The sequence below is a fragment of the Streptomyces sp. 15-116A genome, from assembly GCF_025290915.1.
Classification (GTDB): Bacteria; Actinomycetota; Actinomycetes; order Streptomycetales; family Streptomycetaceae; genus Streptomyces.
The window spans coordinates 58802-79105 of the sequence record NZ_JAOCQE010000001.1; the positions used below are offsets into that span (position 1 = coordinate 58802).

At 68.3% G+C, this 20304-nt stretch carries 16 protein-coding genes and 4 pseudogenes; 8 read left to right on the forward strand and 12 right to left on the reverse strand.

The features are described 5' to 3' along the window. Position 1 precedes the first annotated feature (1 nt). From N4P33_RS00330 to N4P33_RS00340, 4 genes are read right to left on the reverse strand one after another with little or no spacing between them, the layout of a single operon-like run. Positions 2–1066, reverse strand: coding sequence for an ArsO family NAD(P)H-dependent flavin-containing monooxygenase (locus N4P33_RS00330; protein WP_061441691.1), 1065 nt, complete (start codon positions 1064–1066; stop codon positions 2–4). Continuing rightward, positions 1063–1266 carry a DUF2180 family protein gene (locus N4P33_RS35610; protein WP_078884541.1) on the reverse strand — a complete coding sequence of 68 codons (204 nt, stop codon included), beginning with the start codon at positions 1264–1266 and terminating at the stop codon, positions 1063–1065. Before N4P33_RS35610 ends, N4P33_RS00330 begins: the two co-directional genes overlap by 4 nt. Continuing rightward, on the reverse strand, positions 1266–2375 hold the full coding sequence (arsB, locus tag N4P33_RS00335; protein ID WP_061441692.1) for an ACR3 family arsenite efflux transporter: 1110 nt from the start codon (positions 2373–2375) through the stop codon (positions 1266–1268). The genes N4P33_RS35610 and arsB overlap by 1 nt, the downstream gene beginning before the upstream one ends. Then, positions 2372–2680, reverse strand: coding sequence for a helix-turn-helix transcriptional regulator (locus N4P33_RS00340; protein WP_061441693.1), 309 nt, complete (start codon positions 2678–2680; stop codon positions 2372–2374). The genes arsB and N4P33_RS00340 overlap by 4 nt, the downstream gene beginning before the upstream one ends. A 92-nt stretch (positions 2681–2772) precedes the next feature. Here N4P33_RS00340 and N4P33_RS00345 point away from each other — a divergent pair, with 92 nt between their 5' ends. The 6 genes from N4P33_RS00345 to N4P33_RS00370 all read left to right on the forward strand — a co-directional run bounded on the left by N4P33_RS00345 (position 2773) and on the right by N4P33_RS00370 (position 9275). Beyond that, complete coding sequence (locus tag N4P33_RS00345; protein WP_061441694.1) at positions 2773–3186, forward strand: arsenate reductase ArsC; 414 nt, start codon at positions 2773–2775, stop codon at positions 3184–3186. Further along, complete coding sequence (gene trxB / locus N4P33_RS00350) at positions 3183–4163, forward strand: thioredoxin-disulfide reductase (RefSeq protein WP_061441695.1); 981 nt, start codon at positions 3183–3185, stop codon at positions 4161–4163. The genes N4P33_RS00345 and trxB overlap by 4 nt, the downstream gene beginning before the upstream one ends. Positions 4164–4198: 35 nt before the next feature. Further along, positions 4199–4522 carry a thioredoxin gene (trxA, locus tag N4P33_RS00355; protein ID WP_061441696.1) on the forward strand — a complete coding sequence of 108 codons (324 nt, stop codon included), beginning with the start codon at positions 4199–4201 and terminating at the stop codon, positions 4520–4522. 443 nt (positions 4523–4965) lie between these two features. Continuing rightward, the gene (locus tag N4P33_RS00360) at positions 4966–5949 is read left to right on the forward strand and encodes an AAA family ATPase (RefSeq protein WP_061441697.1); all 984 of its coding nucleotides are present in this window, start codon (positions 4966–4968) and stop codon (positions 5947–5949) included. After that, entirely contained in the window at positions 5942–8590 is a 2649-nt protein-coding gene (locus N4P33_RS00365) for a S8 family peptidase (RefSeq protein ID WP_078884542.1), read from the forward strand. Before N4P33_RS00360 ends, N4P33_RS00365 begins: the two co-directional genes overlap by 8 nt. 409 nt (positions 8591–8999) lie before the next feature. After that, positions 9000–9275, forward strand: coding sequence for a helix-turn-helix domain-containing protein (locus N4P33_RS00370; RefSeq protein ID WP_078884543.1), 276 nt, complete (start codon positions 9000–9002; stop codon positions 9273–9275). Between the two features lie 170 nt (positions 9276–9445). Here the strand turns inward: N4P33_RS00370 and N4P33_RS35615 are convergent. From N4P33_RS35615 to N4P33_RS00380, 3 genes and pseudogenes are all read right to left on the reverse strand, one after another. After that, positions 9446–9562 (reverse strand): annotated as a pseudogene (locus N4P33_RS35615) (3-oxoadipate enol-lactone hydrolase); the annotation flags it as partial. Next, the gene (xerC, locus tag N4P33_RS00375) at positions 9541–10830 is read right to left on the reverse strand and encodes a tyrosine recombinase XerC (protein ID WP_260824164.1); all 1290 of its coding nucleotides are present in this window, start codon (positions 10828–10830) and stop codon (positions 9541–9543) included. The gene xerC and the pseudogene N4P33_RS35615, both read right to left, overlap by 22 nt. A gap of 100 nt (positions 10831–10930) precedes the next feature. Continuing rightward, positions 10931–11086, reverse strand: a pseudogene (locus N4P33_RS00380) (DNA-binding response regulator); the annotation flags it as partial. Between N4P33_RS00380 and N4P33_RS00385 the strand changes: the two are divergent. Next, a pseudogene (locus tag N4P33_RS00385) lies at positions 11087–11263 on the forward strand (response regulator transcription factor); the annotation flags it as partial. A gap of 13 nt (positions 11264–11276) precedes the next feature. Here the strand turns inward: N4P33_RS00385 and N4P33_RS35475 are convergent. The 4 genes and pseudogenes from N4P33_RS35475 to N4P33_RS00400 all read right to left on the reverse strand — a co-directional run bounded on the left by N4P33_RS35475 (position 11277) and on the right by N4P33_RS00400 (position 16650). Continuing rightward, the gene (locus N4P33_RS35475; protein ID WP_313904420.1) at positions 11277–11960 is read right to left on the reverse strand and encodes a transposase; all 684 of its coding nucleotides are present in this window, start codon (positions 11958–11960) and stop codon (positions 11277–11279) included. 70 nt (positions 11961–12030) lie between these two features. Next, positions 12031–12507: pseudogene (locus tag N4P33_RS35480) on the reverse strand (transposase); the annotation flags it as partial. Between the two features lie 415 nt (positions 12508–12922). Further along, the gene (locus N4P33_RS00395) at positions 12923–16168 is read right to left on the reverse strand and encodes a hypothetical protein (protein WP_260824142.1); all 3246 of its coding nucleotides are present in this window, start codon (positions 16166–16168) and stop codon (positions 12923–12925) included. Positions 16169–16326: 158 nt separating this feature from the next. Next, positions 16327–16650, reverse strand: coding sequence for a hypothetical protein (locus N4P33_RS00400; RefSeq protein ID WP_260824143.1), 324 nt, complete (start codon positions 16648–16650; stop codon positions 16327–16329). A 159-nt stretch (positions 16651–16809) separates the two neighbouring features. Between N4P33_RS00400 and N4P33_RS00405 the strand changes: the two genes are divergently transcribed. Next, complete coding sequence (locus N4P33_RS00405) at positions 16810–17289, forward strand: helix-turn-helix domain-containing protein (protein ID WP_260824144.1); 480 nt, start codon at positions 16810–16812, stop codon at positions 17287–17289. On the opposite strand, the gene N4P33_RS00410 is transcribed toward N4P33_RS00405, so the two are convergent. After that, positions 17206–19920, reverse strand: a complete 2715-nt coding sequence (locus N4P33_RS00410; protein ID WP_260824145.1) for a hypothetical protein — start codon at positions 19918–19920, stop codon at positions 17206–17208. The two genes, N4P33_RS00405 and N4P33_RS00410, sit on opposite strands and share 84 nt — an antisense overlap. Positions 19921–20304 lie beyond the last annotated feature (384 nt).

Sequence of the window (20304 nt, forward strand, 5' to 3'; positions counted from 1 at the left end):
ATCACCTTTCGCTGTCGAGAAGCCCGGCGATTTCCCGCGCCGCGTCGCGGGCCGGCCGTCCGACGCCGATGAGCGTGGCGGAGGCGGGGCCCGTCCAGTCTCCGTATCCGAGGAGGTGCAGCCGCGGGTCCGCCACTGCGCGCGTGCCCTGGGTGGGGATGTGGCCGCGCGGGCCGCGCAGGCCGAGGGGGGACAGGTGTGAGAGGGCAGGTCGGAAGCCGGTGCACCAGATCACCGCGTCGGCGGGCGCGCGCGTGCCGTCGGCCCAGGCGACGCCATCGCGGTCGAGGCGGGTGAACATGGGCGACGCTTTGAGCCGCCCGGCGTCACGGGCCTCGCGCACGGGCGGTACGGCGACGATGTCCCCCAGCGAGGCGACGCCGCCGGTGTCAGTGCGGCCCTCGTCGAGGGCGCGGCGTCGGGCGGTGGCCGCGTCGAACAGGGCGCGGCCGTCGATGTCGTCGGCGAGGTACCGGGGCGGACGCTGGGTCACCCAGGTCAGTTCGGTGTCGTGGACGAGGTCGGCGGCGATCTGCGCGCCGGAGTTGCCGCCCCCGACGACGATCACGCGTTGGCCCGCGAAGTCCTGCGGTCCGCGGTAGGAGACGGTGTGCAGCTGCCTGCCCCCGAAGTCCCCGCGGCCGGGGACGGCGGGGAGGAAGGGACGCCACCACGTACCGGTCGCGCTGATCACCGCACGGGCGTGCCACGCGCCGGACTCGGTCTCCACTCGCAGCAGCCGTCCGTCCTCGTGCACGCCGATCACCCGGACCGGTCGCTGCACGGGGAGGTCGTACCGCTTCTCGTAGTCGCTCAGGTAGTCCACCACGTGCCCGGCCTCCGGGTACTCCTGACCCGGCTGCGGTGGCATGAGGCACCCCGGGAGCGAGGAGAAGGCGGCCGGGGAGAACAGGTGGAGCGAGTCCCAGGTGTGCTGCCAGGCACCGCCCGGGGTGGCCTGGGCGTCGAGGACGACGAAGTCCAGGCCCTGGCGGCGCAGGTGGTAGCCGGCGGCGAGCCCTGCCTGGCCGCCGCCGATCACCACTACGTCGGTGTGCTGTGTCATGCCGCCTGTGCCGCCGCACACGTGGTGCACCGGATGGTGCGCGCCGCCGTGACCTCAGCGGGTCGTCCGAGGAGGGGTCCTCCCCGCACGCCGCGCGGGGTGACGCGCGTGTGCTCGTGGCAGACGGCGGCTCCGCAGCCGTGGCAGACGCCGACGGCCGTGCTGGTCGTTCCCTGTGCGCGGCAGTCCAGGCAGTGCATCAGTGGCCCCTGCCCTCAGTGGTCAGAGCGGACGGGGCGAACTTCTTGCGCCAGGCCAGGGACACGTAGACGAGGCCGATCAGTACGGGCACCTCGATGAGCGGTCCCACGACGCCGGAGAGGGCCTGGCCGGAGGTGACGCCGAAGGTGGCGATGGCGACGGCGATGGCCAGCTCGAAATTGTTGCCCGCGGCGGTGAAGGCGAGGGTGGCCGTGCGGTCGTAGGCGAGACCGATCGCCTTGCCCAGCAGGAAGGTCCCGGCCCACATCACGGCGAAGTACACCAGCAGCGGCAGCGCGATGCGGGCGACGTCGAAGGGCTGCGAGGTGATGGTCCTGCCCTGCAGGGCGAAGAGGATGACGATCGTGAACAGCAGGCCGTAGAGCGCCCACGGGCCGATCTTCGGCAGGAACTTGGACTCGTACTTCTCTCGGCCGAGCTTCTTCTCGCCGATGCGGCGGGTGAGGAACCCGGCGAGCAGTGGGACGCCGAGGAAGATGACGACGTTGAGGGCGATCTTCCACATGGAGATGTCCAGGTGCTCGCCGTCGCCGAGGCCCAGCCAGCCGGGCAGCAGGTCGAGGTAGAACCAGCCGAGCAGGCCGAACGCCAGGACCTGGAAGACCGAGTTCAGCGCGACGAGTACGGCCGCGGCCTCACGGTCGCCGCAGGCGAGGTCGTTCCAGATGATGACCATCGCGATGCAGCGGGCGAGCCCGACGATGATCAGGCCGGTGCGGTACTCGGGCAGGTCCGGCAGGAAGATCCACGCGAGCGCGAACATCACCGCCGGTCCGACGATCCAGTTGATCACCAGCGACGAGGCCATGAGCCTGCGGTCGCCTGTGACGGCGTCGAGCTTGTCGTAACGGACCTTGGCCAGGACCGGATACATCATGATCAGCAGGCCGATGGCGATCGGCAGGGAGATGCCGCCGATCTCGACCTTGGCGAGGGCGTCGTTCAGGCCCGGGATGGCTCGGCCCAGGCCGAGGCCGACGGCCATGGCGATGAGGATCCAGACGGCGAGGAAGCGGTCGAGCGTCGACAGCTTCGCGACGACGGAGGACTCCTCGGTGGTCGTCGCGGGCGCTTCGGTGCGGGTCACGGACAGGCCCTCTTGTTCTCGGCGGCGGTGCGGGCGGACTCGGCCAGGTCGGCGAACTGGCCGGCGAGCGAGGCGATGACGTCCGGGCGGACCTTGTAGTACGTGTAACGGCCGCACGGCTCCGTCTCGACGACACCGGCCTCGCGCAGCACTCTCAAGTGGTTGGAGAGGTTGGTCTGCCGGGCACCCGTCTCCTCCACGAGGTGGGTGGTGCACAGCGTCTCTTTGGCGAGCAGGGTCACGATCTGCAACCTGAGCGGGTCCGCCAGAACCCGGATCAGGTCAGTGTCGACTGACGTCATCATGTACTGATACTCTCACATCAGTGGTGGCTGACACCACCGGGTGCTGACGTCATGTGCGCCTGATGTCGTCGCGAGACAAGAGAGACCTCCTGATGTCCGACAAGCCCTCCGTGCTGTTCGTCTGTGTCCACAACGCTGGCCGCTCGCAGATGGCCGCCGCGTGGCTGACCCACCTGGCCGGGGACCGCGTCGAGGTCCGTTCCGCCGGCTCCAACCCGGGCGAGAACGTCAACCCCGCCGCCGTGGAAGCGATGCGCGAGGTCGGCATCGACATCTCCGCCGAGGTGCCCAAGATGCTGACCGTGGACGCGGTCAAGGAGTCCGACGTCTGTATCACCATGGGCTGCGGCGACACCTGCCCGGTCTTCCCCGGCAAGCGGTACCTGGACTGGCAGCTGGAGGACCCGGCGGGCCAGGGCGTCGAGGCCGTCCGCCCCATCCGCGACGAGATCAAGGTGCTGGTCGAGGGCCTGATCAAGGAGATCGCCCCGGAGCCGCAGGCATGAGCACCACCGCGGACATACGCAACGTCATCATCATCGGGTCGGGGCCGGCGGGTTACACCGCCGCGCTCTACACCGCCCGCGCCAGTCTGAACCCCCTCGTCTTCGGCGGCGCGATCTTCGTCGGCGGCTCGCTCACGACCACGACCGAGGTCGAGAACTTCCCCGGCTTTCCCGACGGGGTCCAGGGTCCCGAGCTCATGGAGAACATGCGGGCCCAGGCCGAGAGGTTCGGCGCCGAGATGATCGACGACGACATCGTCGCCGTCGACCTGACCGGTGACATCAAGACCGTCACCGACACCGCCGGTACCGTCCACCGCGCGAAGACGGTGATCGTCGCCACGGGTTCCGGCTACCGCAAGCTCGGCCCGCCCAAGGAGGACGAGCTGTCCGGGCGGGGTGTGTCCTGGTGCGCGACCTGCGACGGCTTCTTCTTCCGGGACCGGGACATCGTGGTCGTCGGCGGCGGCGACACCGCCATGGAGGAGGCCACCTTCCTCACCCGCTTCGCCCGGTCGGTGACCGTCGTGCACCGGCGCTCCACTCTGCGTGCCTCCCAGGTCATGCAGAACCGCGCTTTCTCCGACGACAAGATCTCCTTCGCCTTCGACAGCGAGGTCGCCGCGCTCCACGAGGAGAACGGCATGCTGGCCGGCATGACGCTGCGCGACACCCTGACCGGCGAGACGCGTGAGCTGGCCGCGACCGGCCTGTTCATCGCCATCGGCCACGACCCGCGCACCGAGCTCTTCAAGGGCCAGCTGGACCTCGACTCCGAGGGGTACCTGAAGGTCGAGTCGCCCTCGACGCGCACGAACGTCCCGGGCGTCTTCGGCGCCGGCGACGTCGTCGACCACACCTACCGCCAGGCCATCACTGCGGCCGGCTCCGGCTGCGCCGCGGCGCTCGACGCCGAGCGGTATCTCGCGGCCCTGTCCGACGCGCCCGTGCCCGCCGAGGTCGTCGCGGTCGCCTGACGGCAGCCCGTTCCACCCCGTACGAGGAGACCCACATGGCCCTCAAGAACGTCACCGACGACTCCTTCGACCAGGACGTCCTCCAGAGCGACAAGCCCGTGCTCGTCGATTTCTGGGCAGCCTGGTGCGGCCCGTGCCGCCAGCTCGCCCCCTCCCTGGAGGCGATCGCGGCCGAGCACGGCGACGCGATCGAGATCGTGAAGCTCAACATCGACGAGAACCCGGACACCGCCGCCAAGTACGGCGTGATGTCCATCCCGACGATGAACGTCTACAAGGGCGGCGAAGTCGTCCAGACGATCGTCGGCGCCAAGCCGAAGGCCGCGCTGGAGCGTGAGCTGGCCGACCACCTTGGCTGAACGGCGAAGGCAAGGAGTCTGCCTCGTCGAGGACCAGCCCCGTGCGACGCACGGCGGCTCTGACTCGCCCGGTACGGCGGCTGCATCCGGTCGAGACCTACGGCGGCACGGAAGAAGCGGCGCCCAGTAGGCACAGCCGCCGGGTCGAGGACCGCGCGCACCTTGTTCAGACCGTCGTAGTTTCACCGAGTTTATTCACCGGCTACCGGATGAAGGCGACACCGTTTTCTCGGTCGGGAAGCTCCACGTCGGTCATGATCTTCAGGTAGTGGCCCGCGGCCGCTTGTCGGACTCGGCGTCTTTCTGGGCTCTCAGACAACCGGCCGATCCCGGCAGCAACCGGTCCGCCCGGGCCGTACGATGCAGACGCTGGTGCTTCCACCGGCTCCTGGGTACAGATCCAGCGGTCCTCATTGACAGCGGCAGGGAAGGGTGACAGGCGTATGGCAGCGAACGCCGACCACCTGAAGGCCCTGGTGCGCGCGCACGCCTCAGCGGACGACGATCTTTTCTACAGCGTCGCCTTGCAGGTGGCGGCAAAGTCGGCGCGCCAGGGCCAGGGGAAGTTCGCTGTGGAGCTGAGGGAACTCGTCGAGGCCGCCCGAACAAAGCAGAGCAGAACTGGTGGCCGCGCTGCCACTCCAGTAGTGCAGCCCCGGGGCGAGCTGTCGAGTCTACTGACCGCGGGCTATCCCGACATCCAGCTCGACGACATGACCCTTGACTCGGAACTACGCGCATCGCTGGACCGGGTGCTGCACGAACAGCGGCAACGCGCCCGTCTGGAGCGTTTCGGTTTCACCCCCGTGCACCGGATCCTGCTGTCCGGCCCCCCAGGAACCGGCAAGAGCATGACCGCCGCCGCCCTAGCCGGTGAGCTGAAGCTGCCGTTGTTCACCATCCGTCTAGACGGGTTGATCAGCCGGTTCATGGGTGAGACTGCGGCCAAGCTCCGCCTGGTCTTCGACGCCGTCGCCCAGACGAGAGCGGTATACCTCTTCGATGAGTTCGACGCTCTGGGGGCGGAGCGGGCCGCGGGCAACGACGTCGGTGAAGCCCGGAGAATCCTGAACTCGTTCCTGCTGTTCCTGGACGAAGCCCCCTCGGAAAGCCTGGTCGTGGCGGGTACCAATCATCACCAGCTTCTGGACCGGGCGCTGTTCCGCCGCTTCGACATGATCGCCACCTATGGTCCGCCTACCGCCGAAGAAGCCGTGCAGGTGATACAGCGACGGCTAGCCGGAATGGACACAGGGACAGTACGGTGGGACGCCGTGACAGACAGTGCATGCGGGTTGAGCCATGCGGAGCTGGTCAAAGCGGCAGAAGCCGCCGCCAAGCGGGCCATCCTGACCGACCGGGACGTGGTGGACGAACAGCTGCTGCTGGCAGCGCTGGCCGAGCGGCACGCGTCCCACCATGCCTGAGCCCACCCCTCCCGCGAGAGCGACGCCGCACCTGGTGGTGCCCTGGCGGGCCACGACGCTGACACCGCGCTCCGAGCCTGCTGGCGGGGGCGGGCCGAGCTTGGTCCGGCGCGAAGACCGCCATGGGCATGTCGCTGCGCTGGTGGGCGGCCTGGAGACGGCCGAACGGGAGTCGGCACAGCTCGCCCAGGAGATACCCGCCGCCTTCCAGCCGGACGGTTTTGCGGTGCGGATCGAGGCGGCCCCTGACCACCTTCTGGTGCTGGAGCGTCTGGACGGCTCGGGCCTGACCCTTATGAGCAGCCACCCGCAGACAGACGACGGTCCGCAGGATGCTGTGGTGTGGATCCCCTTCCACAAGGTCGCCTCGTTCACGCAGCGGATCAATGCCTTCACCGAAGACACCGACGCAGGTAACCCCAAGCAGGCCCCGCTGGTGGCCAACATGGAGCAGATCCGCCGAGCGCTGCTGGAGCACCTCTGGCAGGAGCGGCAGGGCCTGCCACCTTTGGACGAGGAGCGATGGTGGGAGCTGTGGTTCGATCCACGGATCTCGCCGACGGATCCGGTCACCGCCTTGAAAGCGCTGGCCGCCGAGCGACAGTGGCGCATCAGCGAACGGGCGATCCATGTGGGCGAGCGTCTCGTCGCGCATGTCGCGACGACCGGCGAAGAGCTAACGGTGCTGCTGGCTACGAACGCCTGTCCTGCCGAGATCCGCAGGCCGACCTTCGCCGAGGGCCTGTACGCCGTCGACCGCGCGTTTCGCGTGGACCTCGTCGAAGAGCTCGCCGAGCGCATACAGCCGGCGGATCCACAGGCCCCAGCGGTGTGCATCCTGGACACGGGCATAGCCCAGGAGCACGCGCTACTCAAGCCCGCGCTGCACGAGCGCGCCTACACAGTACTGCCGGGCAGTACGCCGGCCGATCGCACCGGGCACGGTACACAGATGGCCGGACTCGCTCTCTTCGGTGACTTCGCTGCCGCACTTGAGTCAAACGGCCCGGTAGTTCTCGGCCACGGCCTGGAGTCCGTGAAGATTCTTGACGACAACCACACACCGGCCACGTCCCCACGGACCTGCGCCGAGACCACCGCGAACGCAGTAGCGACCGCCGAGATCGGCAACGGGGGTCCCATTCCGTCCGGCCGGGTCTTCTCCATGGCTGTCACCCGGCAGTCCGGCCACGGTGAGAACGGCGTCGACGGAACGGCGACCTTGTGGTCGGCCACCCTGGACGCTCTAGCGGCTGGTACGGACGTAAACGTGCGGGACGACCGCATCGAACTCATCGGAGCGCCGGAGCCGGACGCATCACGGCTGATCATCGTCAGCGCCGGCAACATTCGCGGCGCCGTGCCCCAGCAAATGCGCACCGAGGAGGGGGCACTCGACCCTCTGCTGCTCTCCGACCTGTCGCGCATCGAGGAACCCGCCCAGGCACACAACGTTCTCACCGTCGGCGCCTGCACGCACCTGGACGCCGTCCCCAACATCCCCGTATTCCGCGGGTACCGACCGCTGGTCGCCCCAGGCAGCCTTTCACCGTTCAGCCGGACCTCGGTGGCACTCACCAACGCAGCTGTCACCAAGCCCGACATCGTCCTGGAGGGTGGCAACTTGCTCGTCGCCCCGGACGACAGCTACCTGGATGAGCATGAACTGGTAAGCGTGGCGACCACCCACCACGATCCCGCGAGGCAGTTGGCCTGGACGAACGCCACGAGCGCCGCCACCGCTCAGGCGGCTGCACTGGCCGCAACGGCGATGAGCGCCTACCCCGGACTGCGGCCGGAAGCGGTCCGCGCGCTCCTGGTACACGAAGCCCAGTGGACCCCGGCCATGGTCGAGCAGGGCCTGTTCAAGAGGACCGGAACCCCCAAACTGGCCAAGGGCGAGATCATGCGGCAGGTGATCCGCCGCTACGGCTGGGGTGTGCCCACCGCCGAGCGCATCCGCAGCAGCGCCGCCAACGCCGTCACGATGATCGTTCAAGACGCCCTGGTGCCCCTCAAACGACTCAAGGGCGGGCAGGTCCGACTGGCCGAACTCAAGCTCCATGAGCTGCCGTGGCCGCTTGAACAGTTGCGTGAACTGGCCGACACACCCGTGGACCTGCGCGTGACCCTCGCGTACATGATCGAACCCAACCCCGGCCGGCGCGGCATGCTCGGCCGCTACAGCTACGCCTCACACGGCCTTCGCTTCGCCATCAAGGGCCCCACCGAGTCCAGTGACGCCTTCCAACGCAGACTGGCCGAACATGCCGAACACGAGAGCGACGGACTCGGCAACCCGAAGGCATTCGAGTCTGACATACGCTGGCTGGTCGGCCCCCGGTTCCGCAACCTCGGCTCCCTGCATGCGGATATCTGGCGCGGAACAGCCACCGAACTCGCCGACTGTGGCGCCCTCGCGGTCTATCCCGTCGGCGGTTGGTGGAAGGCAAACAAACGGAGCGACCGGATCGGCCTGCCCGTCAGCTACGCCCTTCTGATCTCACTGCGCACCCCAGAGGTCACCACAGACCTGTACACCCCTATTGCTACTCAGCTCGGCGTGCCCATCGAGGTCGCCCCGGCCATCCAAACTGAAACCACCGACGGCATCCCAATTCAGATGGAGTTCGGTTGGTGAGTCATCCGGGCTGGCCTGTGAGTCCGACAGCAGGCGCGAACTTGTCGTAGCAGACCGTCCGAGTTCCACCGCTAATACCGCCGAGCCGCAGCCTGGCACGAGTCGCGAGCTCCGACCCGGCCGCCGAGGCGCTGGAAACAGGCGTGTTCGCGTTGCATCCCGACCGACTGATGCCGTCCGTCGCAGTGCTGAGGAGTATCGCGATGTCCTGAACGCTGGCCGCTCCGCCCAGCGTTGTGCTTCACACCATTAGACGGGGCCTCTATTGGGATGCGGGGCAACATAGCTCCGAATCGCCGGTTAGCCAAACCGGCAATGGCGCGGATTCTTGGTGGTAGCCGCGACCACCCGCGGCGGGGGCCCTCCGTACACACGGACGACACCCGCCGCCAAGACCGAAGAAGCTGGAATGCCCACGGAGATCGACGGGACACTGAGTCCTCGCTACAGCCCTACCTACATCAGCGCCACCTGGGACGGAACGGGAAGCGTGGAGGATGCATCAAGGGCGCTAGGATTCTCACGAGCAAAGGGCTACGAGCTGGTCCGCAGCGGACGCTTTCCGTGCCGCGTGCTACGCATCGGCCGTAAGACGCGCGTCGTCACGGCGTCCCTGCTCCGTGTGCTCGAGAGCGGAAATCCGGAGTACAACGACGCCCGCAGCGGGTGCCACCCGACGCACTAGACAAGTCACGACGAGGTCCCGCCGGATCCCCGGTGGGGCCTCGTCGTCTCACGTCGCTGTCACGCGTCTGTCACCAACTACACCGACGTCTTCGGACCGCAAGGCCCTGACCTGCTGTTACGCACACACCGTGGACTGACGTGGACGCCCACGGACAGTCTCTACAACCTGTGCCATGTAGCACCGAGGGACGGCCCCATGACCAGGACCGGGGCCTGTTCCGGCCCGTCAAAGCGGTATTGCATGCTGTCGACGTTCTTCTCACTCACCCGTTCACGCTCCCACATCTCACATTCTCTTCGTGAACGGGGGCGGACCCACTCGCCAGACCTCCCCACGTCTCCGCCGCCGGCCGCAGATCCTCCACATCCGGCTTCACGTACCAGCGCTTCGTGGTCCGGGCGTCGGCGTGGCCGGCCCACCGGGCGAGAAGGTGGTCCGGGACCCCGTGGTTCGCCAGGTACGTCAGGCAGCTCGCACGGGCGTCGTACAGACGAACCCGGCGCAGCCCGCTGCGGTCCATGACCTTGTAGGCCCGCTCACGCAGCTGGCGTCCGTTGAGCGCCCTGCCCCGGGCGTCTACGAGAACGTAGCCGCTGCATTCGTACCCGTGCCCGGCCACCGTCTTCTCGTCTGCCTGAGCATCCCGGAACGCGGTCAAGGCAGCCGCAACCGGAGCCGGCAGAGGAAGTTTCCGCTCACCAGCGGGTGACTTGGTGGTCTTCTCCACCACGATGTCGTTCCCCATGACCGTCCGGGTGTTGGTGATGGACACGGTGGCTTCGTCCAGGTCGATGTCCGTCCAGCGCATGCCACAGATCTCCGCCGGCCGAAGGCCCATCAGAGCGAGAAGGAACGGTGCCTGCAGGCGGTCGCCTGCGATCGCACGGACAAAGGCGTGTACTTCCGCGACGCTCCACGGCGGCACTGCCGCCCTGGCCCTGCGCTCTGCCTTGCGTGCCTTACGGGGAACGGTCACCTCGCGAGCGACGTTGACCCGGACCAGGCCCCGTGTCACTGCCCGGTCAAGCGCCTCCTTCAGCCGGGCCAGCGACATCTCGACCGAGGTCGCCCCCAGGCCGGTGCCCGGCTTCCCTCCCCGCCCACGCCCCTCCTGGAGCGCCCATCGCATCCATGCCTCGACGTGGTCCTCGGTGAGGTCCTGGAGCCTGATGTGCCCGAGCCTTCCGCGGACCCGGGCCAGGGTCATGGTGTAGCTGTAGGCAGTGCTCTCTTCCAGATCCTCCGCCTTCATGGCCAGCCACTGATCGAGCCACTCGCCCACCGTGACCTGACTGAACGGCGCCTGCTCCGCCTCGTAGCGACGATGCACGATGCTCGCGTACTCCGCCTTCGCCTCCCTCAACGTGCCGAAGGTACGCGTCAGCTGCTTACGCTTCCCGGTGACGGGATCGGGCCCTGCGTCGACCACGAACCGGTACCGGACCTTCCCCTTGGCATTGGGGGCAAGCTTCTTGATCGGATAAGACAGGACTACTCGCTTTCCTTGGAGTGTGGGAGCCCCAGCGCAGCCTTCTGTGTTCATGTCGAACACCAAGCCCGGGGGCTGACGAGCTCCTCCAAGGATTGCCGTGATCGCCGGTTTGGCCAACCGGCGATCACGGTCTATGTTTCGCTCGTCGCCAACCGGGGCCGGCCATGATCTCGCGTTCGCGTTCGGTGAGTAGGGTGAGGCGTTCCGGCGCGGTGAGGGGCATGTGGTCGGCCGGGGTGGCCAGGAAGCGGGTGATCAGGGAACGGGTGGCCGTGGGTGAGAGCAGGGAGTCGCCCGCGGCCACGGTGCGGATGCCGCACTCGCTGCACTGGGCAGATCGAACCACGAGATCGCCGACCAGCTGCTCCTCAGCCCCCTAACCGTGCGCAGCCACGTCTCCCGCGCGATGACCAAACTCCACGCACGCGATCGGGCGCAGTTGGTCGTGCTCGCCTACCAGAGCGGCCTCGTCCGGCCGGCCCCCGACAGCTGACACACGAACGCCCCTACAACGCAGGGGTGTGGGAAACCGGTCTGACCAGGTGGAAGACCTCGCGGGCGGCATACCGCTTGAGGCATCGGATGATCTCGCGTCGAGTCTTGCCCTCCTGGGTGCGGCGTTCGTAGTACGCCCGGGTTCGCGGGTCGTGGCGCAGACGGGTGAACACGATGCGGTGCAGGGCAGCGTTCGCCTGGCGGTCGCCGCCGTAGTTGAGCCGACGCGTGCACCGCCGGCCAGAGGAGTACTCGATGGGGCTGACTCCGCAAAGGGCAGCAAAGGACGCTTCGGTGTTCAGTCGCTCGGGGTTGTCTCCCATGGTGATCAGGAGAGTGACGGCGCTGTCCGGGCCAATGCCCACCGGTTCGAGCAGCTGTGGGGCGTGGTGTTCGACGAGCCGGGTCAGGCGTTGGTTCAGCTCGTCGATCTGTCCGGTGAGCTGTTCGATGCGTTCGGCGAGCATGCGTAATGTCATGTGGGTGGCCTGGGCAACCGCGTCCTCGTCTCCCCCACCATCGGGTGGGTTGAGGGTCGCGCAGGTGCGGAACAGCTCGGCATCGCCCAAGCTTGACAACCGCTCCCGCAGGGCGGGGTCGGCGATGACCAGGACGGCCTTGAGCTGGTTGATCGCCTGGGTGCGGGCCTTGACCGCGGAGTCCTTGGCAAGTTTGTAGATCCGGGCGGCGTGCACAGGTCCGTCGCCGGATGGCCTGGGCCCGGGCGCGACCGCTGAGCACGACCCGTCCGGCGGCCTGCGCATCGAGCGGGTCCGACTTGCCGAGCAACCGGCGGGCCGACCGGTCGGGCCGGTTCACTTCGAACACCTCGACGTGCTGAGCCAGCAGGTAGCGGGACAGGCCCGCGCCGAAAGTGCCCGTGCCCTCCACGCCGGCCCGGCGCACCGTCCCCCGCTTGATGGCCCAGACAAGCAGTTGCCGGTAGCCGGCCGCCGTCGCCGGCAAGGACTCGGTGCCTAAGATCTTCCCGAGCGAGGAGATAACGGCGGCGACGTGTACCTCGCCGTGCGTGTCCACGCCCAGGACGACCTCGCGCCGAGCCGGCGGATCCGTCCTTGAGGAGGTGCTGCGCTGTCTGGTCGTCATGGTGGTTCGCCTCCCGCTATGTGAGGTGCAGGGTGATGGCACCGGGCTGCTCGGGCGGTCTGAACTGTGATGGCGCCTGATCGTCGGCAAGGCCCCCCATGGGGACACGCCCTGTGGCTCGGTGGCAGGCAACATCCCTCAACGGCAGTCGACAGGTCCGTGACTGGACACTTCGGTCAAAAATCTCACGAGTCAGACCCCCACCCGGGACGGCACCGCACAACCGTCCCATCGATCCCGATACAGCGGTATGACTTGATCACTGGCGAATGACTTCGGCCGAACCGACGCTCAACTTGACTGAGCACGCCGACAAGGCGTTGGCTTTCGTCCACTTCTGACCGGTATTTCATGGCCGGCACCGCCCAGATCAGCACCGGCTACAACGGGCTTCTTGCACCTGATCTTCACCGAGCTGCTGGTCCATCGGCACAGGGGGACTTGGTTATGCCAGCGCAAGCGGAGCCAGCAACTTCCACTGCCGGTCAGTGAGTTTATGACGGAGTACCCCCACCATGTATCACTACCCGATGATCTTTGAAGGCGGACCCTAGCCTTCCGCTGGCACGAGGTCCGCCAGGAGGGGCAGGTGCTCCGGCACCACACCGGTGATCTCCTCAGTCACCTGTTCCCATGGGCCCCAGCACAGTGCCTCGACCAGCACGAGGCGTCCCTGGGGGCAGGGGCCGAGCGACTGGGCGATCGCTGCGAGCGCCTTGGCGCGGTGCTCGGGCGCGGTGAGGGCATCGGCCAGGGCGCGGGCCGCCGCGCGGGCACCCACCTGGCAGAGCGTCTTGACGACGGCCGGCGTGGACGCCTCGCGCAGGACAGGAGTGCTGATCTCCTCCAGCAGCGCGGCGGCGCGGGTGACGTCTCCCGTGGCTGCGGCGCCCGCCGCGAGGTAGCCGAGGGCGCGCTCGTCTGCTTGCCTGTTGGTGATCAGCTCTGCTGCGGCCAGATCACCGGCGTCCACGAGCCTTTTCACGACACCGGTGAGGATCTCGTCGACCGCGTCCTTCGGCAGGCTGCCCTCCAGCCTGAGCACCGCGTCGATATCGCCCGCCGCGAGGAGGGCACCGGCGGCGGCGTACGTGTCCCAGCGTCGGCGGGAGGGGCTGTGGGCGGTTCCTGCCAGGCTCAGGATCTCCTGAGCCAGCTCTACTGCTCCGTCCGGATTCCCGGTGCGGCCGAATGCCTCGGCCACTCGTCGCAGGCCCTCGGCGCGCTCGGCAGGATCTGCCAGGGTCCGGCTTTCGTGGAGTACGCGGCGCAGAAGCTCGTCCCTCTCCGTCGGGCGACCCGTGTGGTGCAGGCCCTCGGCTACCTCCGCGAGGTCGAGGACGCGTGCGTAACCGTCGGACGCGGCGGCGGCCTGTTCGGCGCGGTGTATGAGGCGGGCTGCGTCGTCCCGCTGCCCGGACTGGCCAACTGCGACGGCCAGCTTGATGAGGGTGGTTACCCCGAGCCTTCGATCCCTTTGCGCCAAGTTCGTCGCCCGCTCGACCACGGCGTGGGCACGTTCCTTCTGGCCCGCCCGCAGCAGGAAGTCGGCGGTGTCGGCCGAAAGCGCCACCCGCCATTGGAGGTAGGGCACCTCGTCGGTGGCCTCGCGGGCGTCCCGGGCCAGGCGCAGCGTTTGCACCGCGTCACGGAACCCCGCCGCCGTCCTGCCAGCGGCGTTGAGGACGCGCGCCCGGTAGACGGGTTCCGTGATCCGCTCAGTCAGCTCCAGAGCTCGGTCGAGGTCACCGGCTTCCGCGGCCGCGATGCCGATCTCGACCAGGCTCTCCTCCGGATTGTTCAGGAAACGGCTGCCCAAGTCGATCGCCTGTTGGTGGTGCCCAGTCGCTTCCAGGCCCGCAGCAACCTCGGGGTAGACCCAGCTCACGCCGTCGGGGTCGTTGACGTCCGCTGCCAGCTGGGCCGACGTCACGGCGAACTCGGCGGCCTGCGCGGCGAGCCCCGGTGCCGTGGACATCCCCCGGGCGAACAGGGCGAGGTACTGCGCCCGCCGGACCGTGTCGCCGGAGTCGGCCGAACTGGCCACGACACGCTCCGCCAGCGCCAGGGCTCGGCCATGCTCGCCGAGCCAGGAGAGCGCGGCGGCCAGTGAGGCGCCCAGGGCGCTCCGGGAGACGGTGTTGGGCACTGCCATGACCGCGTCGACGGCTTCCAGCGCCCAAGGAACCGCATCGGCTGCCCGGATCCCGGCCGTCTCCTGAGCCGCCGCGGCGCTCCTCGCCACCGTGGACAGTGCCCCGATGCCAGCGACCAGAGCTTCTGCCCTGAGCTCCGGGTCGGTGATACGGCGGGCCGTCCGCAGGGCCTCGGCGGTCCGGCCGGAGTCCGCCAGGCCCTTGGCGATCGCCGCCAGGAAGCGGTCCCGGGCTTCGGTGCTGTCCGCTCCGTCGAGCAGGGCGGCCGCCTGATCCAGGCGTGCGGCGGCGGCCATGGCGCCGGCGATGGCGCTCAGGGCTGCCACCCGGTCCCACGCGTCGCGCTGCGACTCGGCCAGATGAACGGCGCGCACGGGGTGCCCGCACCGGGCCCACAGGGCGATCAGGTCGGAGGAGAGAGGCGCCGTCCGATCGTGCAGCCCGTCCCGCGCGGCGGCCAGTCGCAGGGCCACGGACACGTCCTGATCGCCGCGGCGCACGCCGTCCGCCAGCACCAGATCGAACGCGGCTAACACCGCGCTGAGCGCCTCCAGAGCCGCCCCGGACGCCTGCCACAGCCGTTCCTGCCACCGGGTATCGCAGGCCAGCGCCACCAGCCCAGATGTGTCCCCCTGTTCGTGCAGCAGTTGGGCGTAGCCGCGCAGCAGGTACTCGGGGGTTTCCTCCGGCCACCCCGCGCGCCGGTAGGAGTCCGCCCACCGGTGCAGACGGCTGCGGTGGGTCGCCAGCTCCTGGTCCGTGAACAGTTCCGCCGCGCCGCGCCGGATCTCTTCATGTGCGAAGAGAAAGAGGTGCGGACCGGCGGATGTCCAGTGCCCAGAGCGCCGGCGGAAGCTGCGGCCGTTCACCGCGGACAGCTCGCGCTCGACCAGCCGCGCCGGGCTCCCGGTCAGCTCAGCGAAGTCGTGGGCGCTCAGCCCGCCTCCTGCCGCGACGGTCAGAGCGGCCAGGTCCCAGCCCAGTCCAGCGCCGTCTCGCAGTCGCACCAGATCCCGCTCGGCGTCCCGGCGCGCCGCGCGGGCGTGCGGGGAGGGCTCCAGACGGTGGTCGATCCGCGTGCTGCGCAGGGGGTGGTCTGCGGGCACGTCCCCCGGTATCGGCGGATGCGGACGGCCGGCGACGAGGATTCGCATGCCGTGCGGGGGGACGCGTGGCAGCAGCGCCGCGATGCTGTGGCCGTCGGGACCAGCGGTCACGCCGCGGTCCTCGTCCAGCCCGTCCACCACGAGCACGAGCCGTCGGCCGCGCGCCGCGCACCCTTGTGCGGCGCGGTGCAGCGCGAGCAGCATCAGCTCGTCTCGCGTGGCGGGGGTGGTCAGCGGTTCTGCCTCGCCCAGCATGGCGTACACCTGCCGCTGGACGACCTCGCAGAAGGCCGCGGCGTCGTTCTGCCCGGCCATGCGGGAGGTGATGAAGAACGACACGACATCGACGCCGGGTGGAGGGTGCATGACGAAGTGCGCCAGCAGGGCGGACTTCCCCGCCCACGCCGGGGCCACCCAGCGCCAGTAGCCGGCGCCGGGATGGTCTACGGGGACATCGTGCGCGCTGAAGCGGGCCAGCTGGGCGAGTTCGCTCTCACGCCCCCGGAAGTCGGCGGCGGCGAGGGCCTGTTCCACCTTAAGGAGATACCCTGAGACAGCGGCGCGTCCCGCAAACACCTGCACGGAGCTGTCGATCATCACGCCGCTGTTGGCGAAGGCTCCGGCTCCCTCGGCGGAGGATCCACCCGACTTGCGCACCGCAGCACGTCTGAGGAAGAACATCGGATGCGCCGCTACTCCTGCCGCCGGTAACCGGTGTTCGCACTGCCGCCGTCCGCCCGCGCGTCACCGGTCTCCTCGACGGAGACCTCACCGGCTGGTGTGGAGGCGACAGCACCCGTGTTGGCATCCCCGCCACCGGTGGCCGTGGCACGCCCGGTTCTGGACACCTGTACGGACGTGCTCCCGGTCGGGGCCAGTAGCGCGCAGACGCCGACTCCCAGGGCGGCCATGCCGACCACCGCGGAGACGACCCCGGCCACCTGGTTCGCCCGGTTCCAGCTCAGCAGCGACAGCGCACCGGCGAAGACCGCGAGGGCCAGCACCGTCGTGACCAAGACGGCGCGCCGACCACCGCGGACAGGCACCCCCTCCACCCCCTCACGTCCCGTCGAGGCGGAACCGCACCGAGCCCGGTACGGGCCCCCGCCGCATGCCAAGTCCCACCATACGGCCAGACCCGAGTCGCCGTGGAGGAATGCCTTGAATGCACAACGATGCAGGTCAGAGGCAGGTACTGGCACATCTCTGCAGCTCAGCGCCATCAGGTAGACAACTTCAAAAGATCTCATCTGTCACCGAGCCGTGTCGCCACCACCCTGACCACCCTCGCCACCCGCACCGACAGTCCATCGGCCGGGCACTTGCCACCCGCAGATCGCCCTCACCCCGAACGGCTCGCCGCACTCGTCGGCACCTCCCGCAAGACCTGCACCAAGGTGCTGCACGAGTTCACCGACCGCAGCCTGCTCCGCCTGGCCCGCGGCCGCATCACCGCCCTCGACCAGGCCGCCTGCACGACGCCGCCGGATGACCGCCGCTTCCGGGCCGTGGCCCCACCGTTTGGGCAGGCGTGCCTGCAGCGTTCGAACGCGGCGCTGCGGACAGATGCGTCATGCGTCATCGTCGTGCAAGGGGCAGTTTCTGCTGCCCGTCCACGGCTCGTGGCCGACGGTGACTGGTCCCAGGGGCAGTGACCACGCCTTGCGGACACTGTCGATTAGCGGGCGGGCACTGAAGGGAGAGACACCGAGTTCCTGACGCGCTTCCGCCAGCCGTTCCGGAGCGCCGTCCGGCCCTTGGCCGGCTGCCTGCCGGGTACGGCGTTCAAGGCCCTCGGAGCTGAAGATGTCAATGAGAGTAAGGGAGAAGTAGGCGTACGCGGATGCCTCCTCGATCAAAAGTCGAGCATCGTCTCCCAGTTCGTGCTGGGCGACGGGGCCGGTGTGGTCGGCGGTGCCGTAGAAGGCGAACTTCTCCAGGGTGATGCGCAGTTCTCTCTCCACACAGACGCAGGGTTCACGCAGGTATCCGCCGAGGGTGCGGAAGACATGCAGGATGCCGCTGGTGTCACGGGTCCACTGGTGCTTGCTCAAGAGGATGCGGAAACCTGCGAGCGTTTCTGCCAGCTCGTCGAGGATGAGGTGGCGGGATATGTACCTCAGTTCCAACGACTGAGTCATCTCCTGCATCTCCCGGATCTGGAGCCCGTAGCGCAGGAGATCTCGCGGTATGCCGCCGGACAGGACATGAGCAAGCAGTATGTAGGGCTCGGTCAGGGAACCGCTGCGTTGGGTAAGGAGGGCCCGGGAGTCTTTCAGGGTGCTCGGCTGCACATGGATGATGTCGTCCAGGGAGCTGTCCGTGGCATCACGGTGCGGCAGGCCCCGGCGGACGAAGGCGGCGCCCACGTCCTCTGCCACCGATATCAGGTAGTAGACGTGTGGGACTCCCAGAATGGCCTTGATCTCGCTGAGAAACGCCAGCGCGTGTGCGGATGAGCCGAGGCGGTCGACTTCGTCGATGGCGATCACGACGATCCTGCCCTTCGACTTCTGCTCAATCGCGATCCGCCCGAGCAAGTCGCGGAAGTCCTCCACCAGCTCCGGGAAGCTGGGCGGGACGGTGGAGACGGACGTGGTGTGCGAGCTGCCCACGGTCAGAACCTGTGAGACGCCGGTGGACAGCGCATTCGTGGACATCTGGATCGTCTGGAGGCGGTACAGATGGTCGCGGCATCTGGTCACCAGCTCAGGTTCCGCAGGCCGCGGGCGCCAGCCACCCGCCCTGGCCAAGAGGACTCCGCCGATCATGCCCGCGAGCCGGAGCGGGTTCTCGGGATCGGCCAGAATCGAGTAGGTCTGAGCGTTGCGGATGAGGTATAGCAGGAGAGCGATCGCGGCGGCGGCGGCCAAGGGCCCGAAGATCATGTTCGGTGAAACGCGCCACGTTCCCACCACAAGGGTGCTACCCGAGTCGCGCCACTTCAGGCAGTAGGCCCAGGCGAGCATCAGGAACAGGGTGCTCAGGATGGTGCCGAAGCTCAAGTGCCGTACCTGTTGCTGCACCTGACGGTCAAGCACAATGCTCCCGAGTGACACTAGCGCCAGTCCCACACCGATGGGGGTGCTCCCGAAATGCCACAAGGCGCCCACGAGACGAGGCAGCCATGCCGTCCGCCGCGCCTTCCACCACGCGACGCCCGCGACGACGGCCAGAACGCTGCCAGCAACCGAATGACGTTTCCAGAGCTCCAGCACCTGGGCCTGGATCAGGTCCTTCTGAGTGCCCGCCTGATTGGCCAGCAAGTCGGCGTACTGCGCATACAGTGAACGAGCGGACTCCGACAGTCCGAGAGCCACAAGTGCTGTGGCCGGAACGGCGAAGAATCCCCAGCGTGTCAGACGCGCTCCCGCCGAGGTGACACGACGCAACCGACGACGCACGTTTGATAGCCGCGTGAACTCCGGGACGTCGTAGCCCTCGTCGCGGACGTACTCCTGACACAGCCGCACGGACAGCGAGAGCAGGAAGTCGTGCGGGGCGTAGGTGGCCGGCGCCTGAGCGAGCACCCCGAAATCCGCGTCCTTGACGCACTGCTCCAGCAACTTGGTCTTGCCCGTGCCTCGTGGCCCACACACGGCGATGGTGCCGTAGTCGATGTGTGCGAGCTTGCGCCGCAGTTGCCGTGTGACCTCATTCTCGACGAAGTAGCCCGGCGCCCGCAGCGCCCGCAACCCCTCGTACTCCCCCGGAATGAAAAGCGAGTCGGGGTCCTCGCCGAGCGACTGGCGCACCACCTGAGCGACCAGCGGCTGGGTGACCTTCTCAAGAGCCTCGCCCCAACGCACGGCAGACATCCCCAGTTCGACGCGCTGCGCCAGCCACGCCCCCTTCCACGCCGCGGCGACGAACGCCTGCCGTACGTTGAACCACACCGCGGTGCCACGCCAGAACAGAACGAACAGCGCCGCCCCCGCCGCCGCAACGGCCCCGACCAACGCCACCGGCCCACCGATGGCCAGCACCACTACGCTCGGACACACGATCAGCAGGCAGGTCGCCCACCAGTTCCACTCTGTCTCACGCGCGGCTGCCCGGTGCTTGTCCTGAATCTCCGCCAGGTCGGTGAGCGCCTTGTCGAAGGCGTCCTTCCGTGCGCCGCCGCACTGACTGACCGAAAAGGTCTCGTACGGCCCCGACCTCATCTGTTCCAGAACGGCTTCCCGGCTCGCACCACTGCGCTTGCCGAGCAGTCGCGCCGTCTCCGGAGCATCGACAGCGGTGAGCACGCAGCGCAGGTAAATCAGGGACTGGTCGGGCTCCATAAAGTCCGTGATCTTCGCCCACCACAGATCCAGCCACGTTCGTAGCGGAAGCATCGTCGCCTTTCCCCAAGTGCCAGAACTCGCGGATGTTAAGCCGCAGACGGTCCCCACGGGAGGGGCACTCAACGGTCAGGCCCCGGAGAGCACCCGGCTACGGAACTGTTCATGGACGCCTGGCTGCCGCGCTGGCCGTCTGGCCCTGCCTCTCCGCACCCACGGACCAGGCCCTCACCGCCGTCCAGCAAGAATGTGAAGAGTCCAAACCTCATCCCGAAATATTCAATAAGCACTGCCCCTATCGTGTAGCTGACTCAAAACGCTTCACGCCGGAGCACCCCCGCAGGCCCGCGGTGGACCTTTCCGCCGCACCCATGCCATGTCCGA

Excerpts from the sequence above, each read along its gene's own strand:
- N4P33_RS00330 (WP_061441691.1), bottom strand. The coding sequence starts at position 1,066 with ATGACACAGCACACCGACGTAGTGGTGATCGGCGGCGGCCAGGCAGGG.
- N4P33_RS35610 (WP_078884541.1), bottom strand. The coding sequence starts at position 1,266 with ATGCACTGCCTGGACTGCCGCGCACAGGGAACGACCAGCACGGCCGTC.
- N4P33_RS00340 (WP_061441693.1), bottom strand. The coding sequence starts at position 2,680 with ATGATGACGTCAGTCGACACTGACCTGATCCGGGTTCTGGCGGACCCG.
- N4P33_RS00345 (WP_061441694.1), top strand. The coding sequence starts at position 2,773 with ATGTCCGACAAGCCCTCCGTGCTGTTCGTCTGTGTCCACAACGCTGGC.
- trxB (WP_061441695.1), top strand. The coding sequence starts at position 3,183 with ATGAGCACCACCGCGGACATACGCAACGTCATCATCATCGGGTCGGGG.
- trxA (WP_061441696.1), top strand. The coding sequence starts at position 4,199 with ATGGCCCTCAAGAACGTCACCGACGACTCCTTCGACCAGGACGTCCTC.
- N4P33_RS00360 (WP_061441697.1), top strand. The coding sequence starts at position 4,966 with ATGGCAGCGAACGCCGACCACCTGAAGGCCCTGGTGCGCGCGCACGCC.
- N4P33_RS00365 (WP_078884542.1), top strand. The coding sequence starts at position 5,942 with ATGCCTGAGCCCACCCCTCCCGCGAGAGCGACGCCGCACCTGGTGGTG.
- N4P33_RS00370 (WP_078884543.1), top strand. The coding sequence starts at position 9,000 with ATGCCCACGGAGATCGACGGGACACTGAGTCCTCGCTACAGCCCTACC.
- N4P33_RS00405 (WP_260824144.1), top strand. The coding sequence starts at position 16,810 with ATGCAGGTCAGAGGCAGGTACTGGCACATCTCTGCAGCTCAGCGCCAT.
- N4P33_RS00410 (WP_260824145.1), bottom strand. The coding sequence starts at position 19,920 with ATGGAGCCCGACCAGTCCCTGATTTACCTGCGCTGCGTGCTCACCGCT.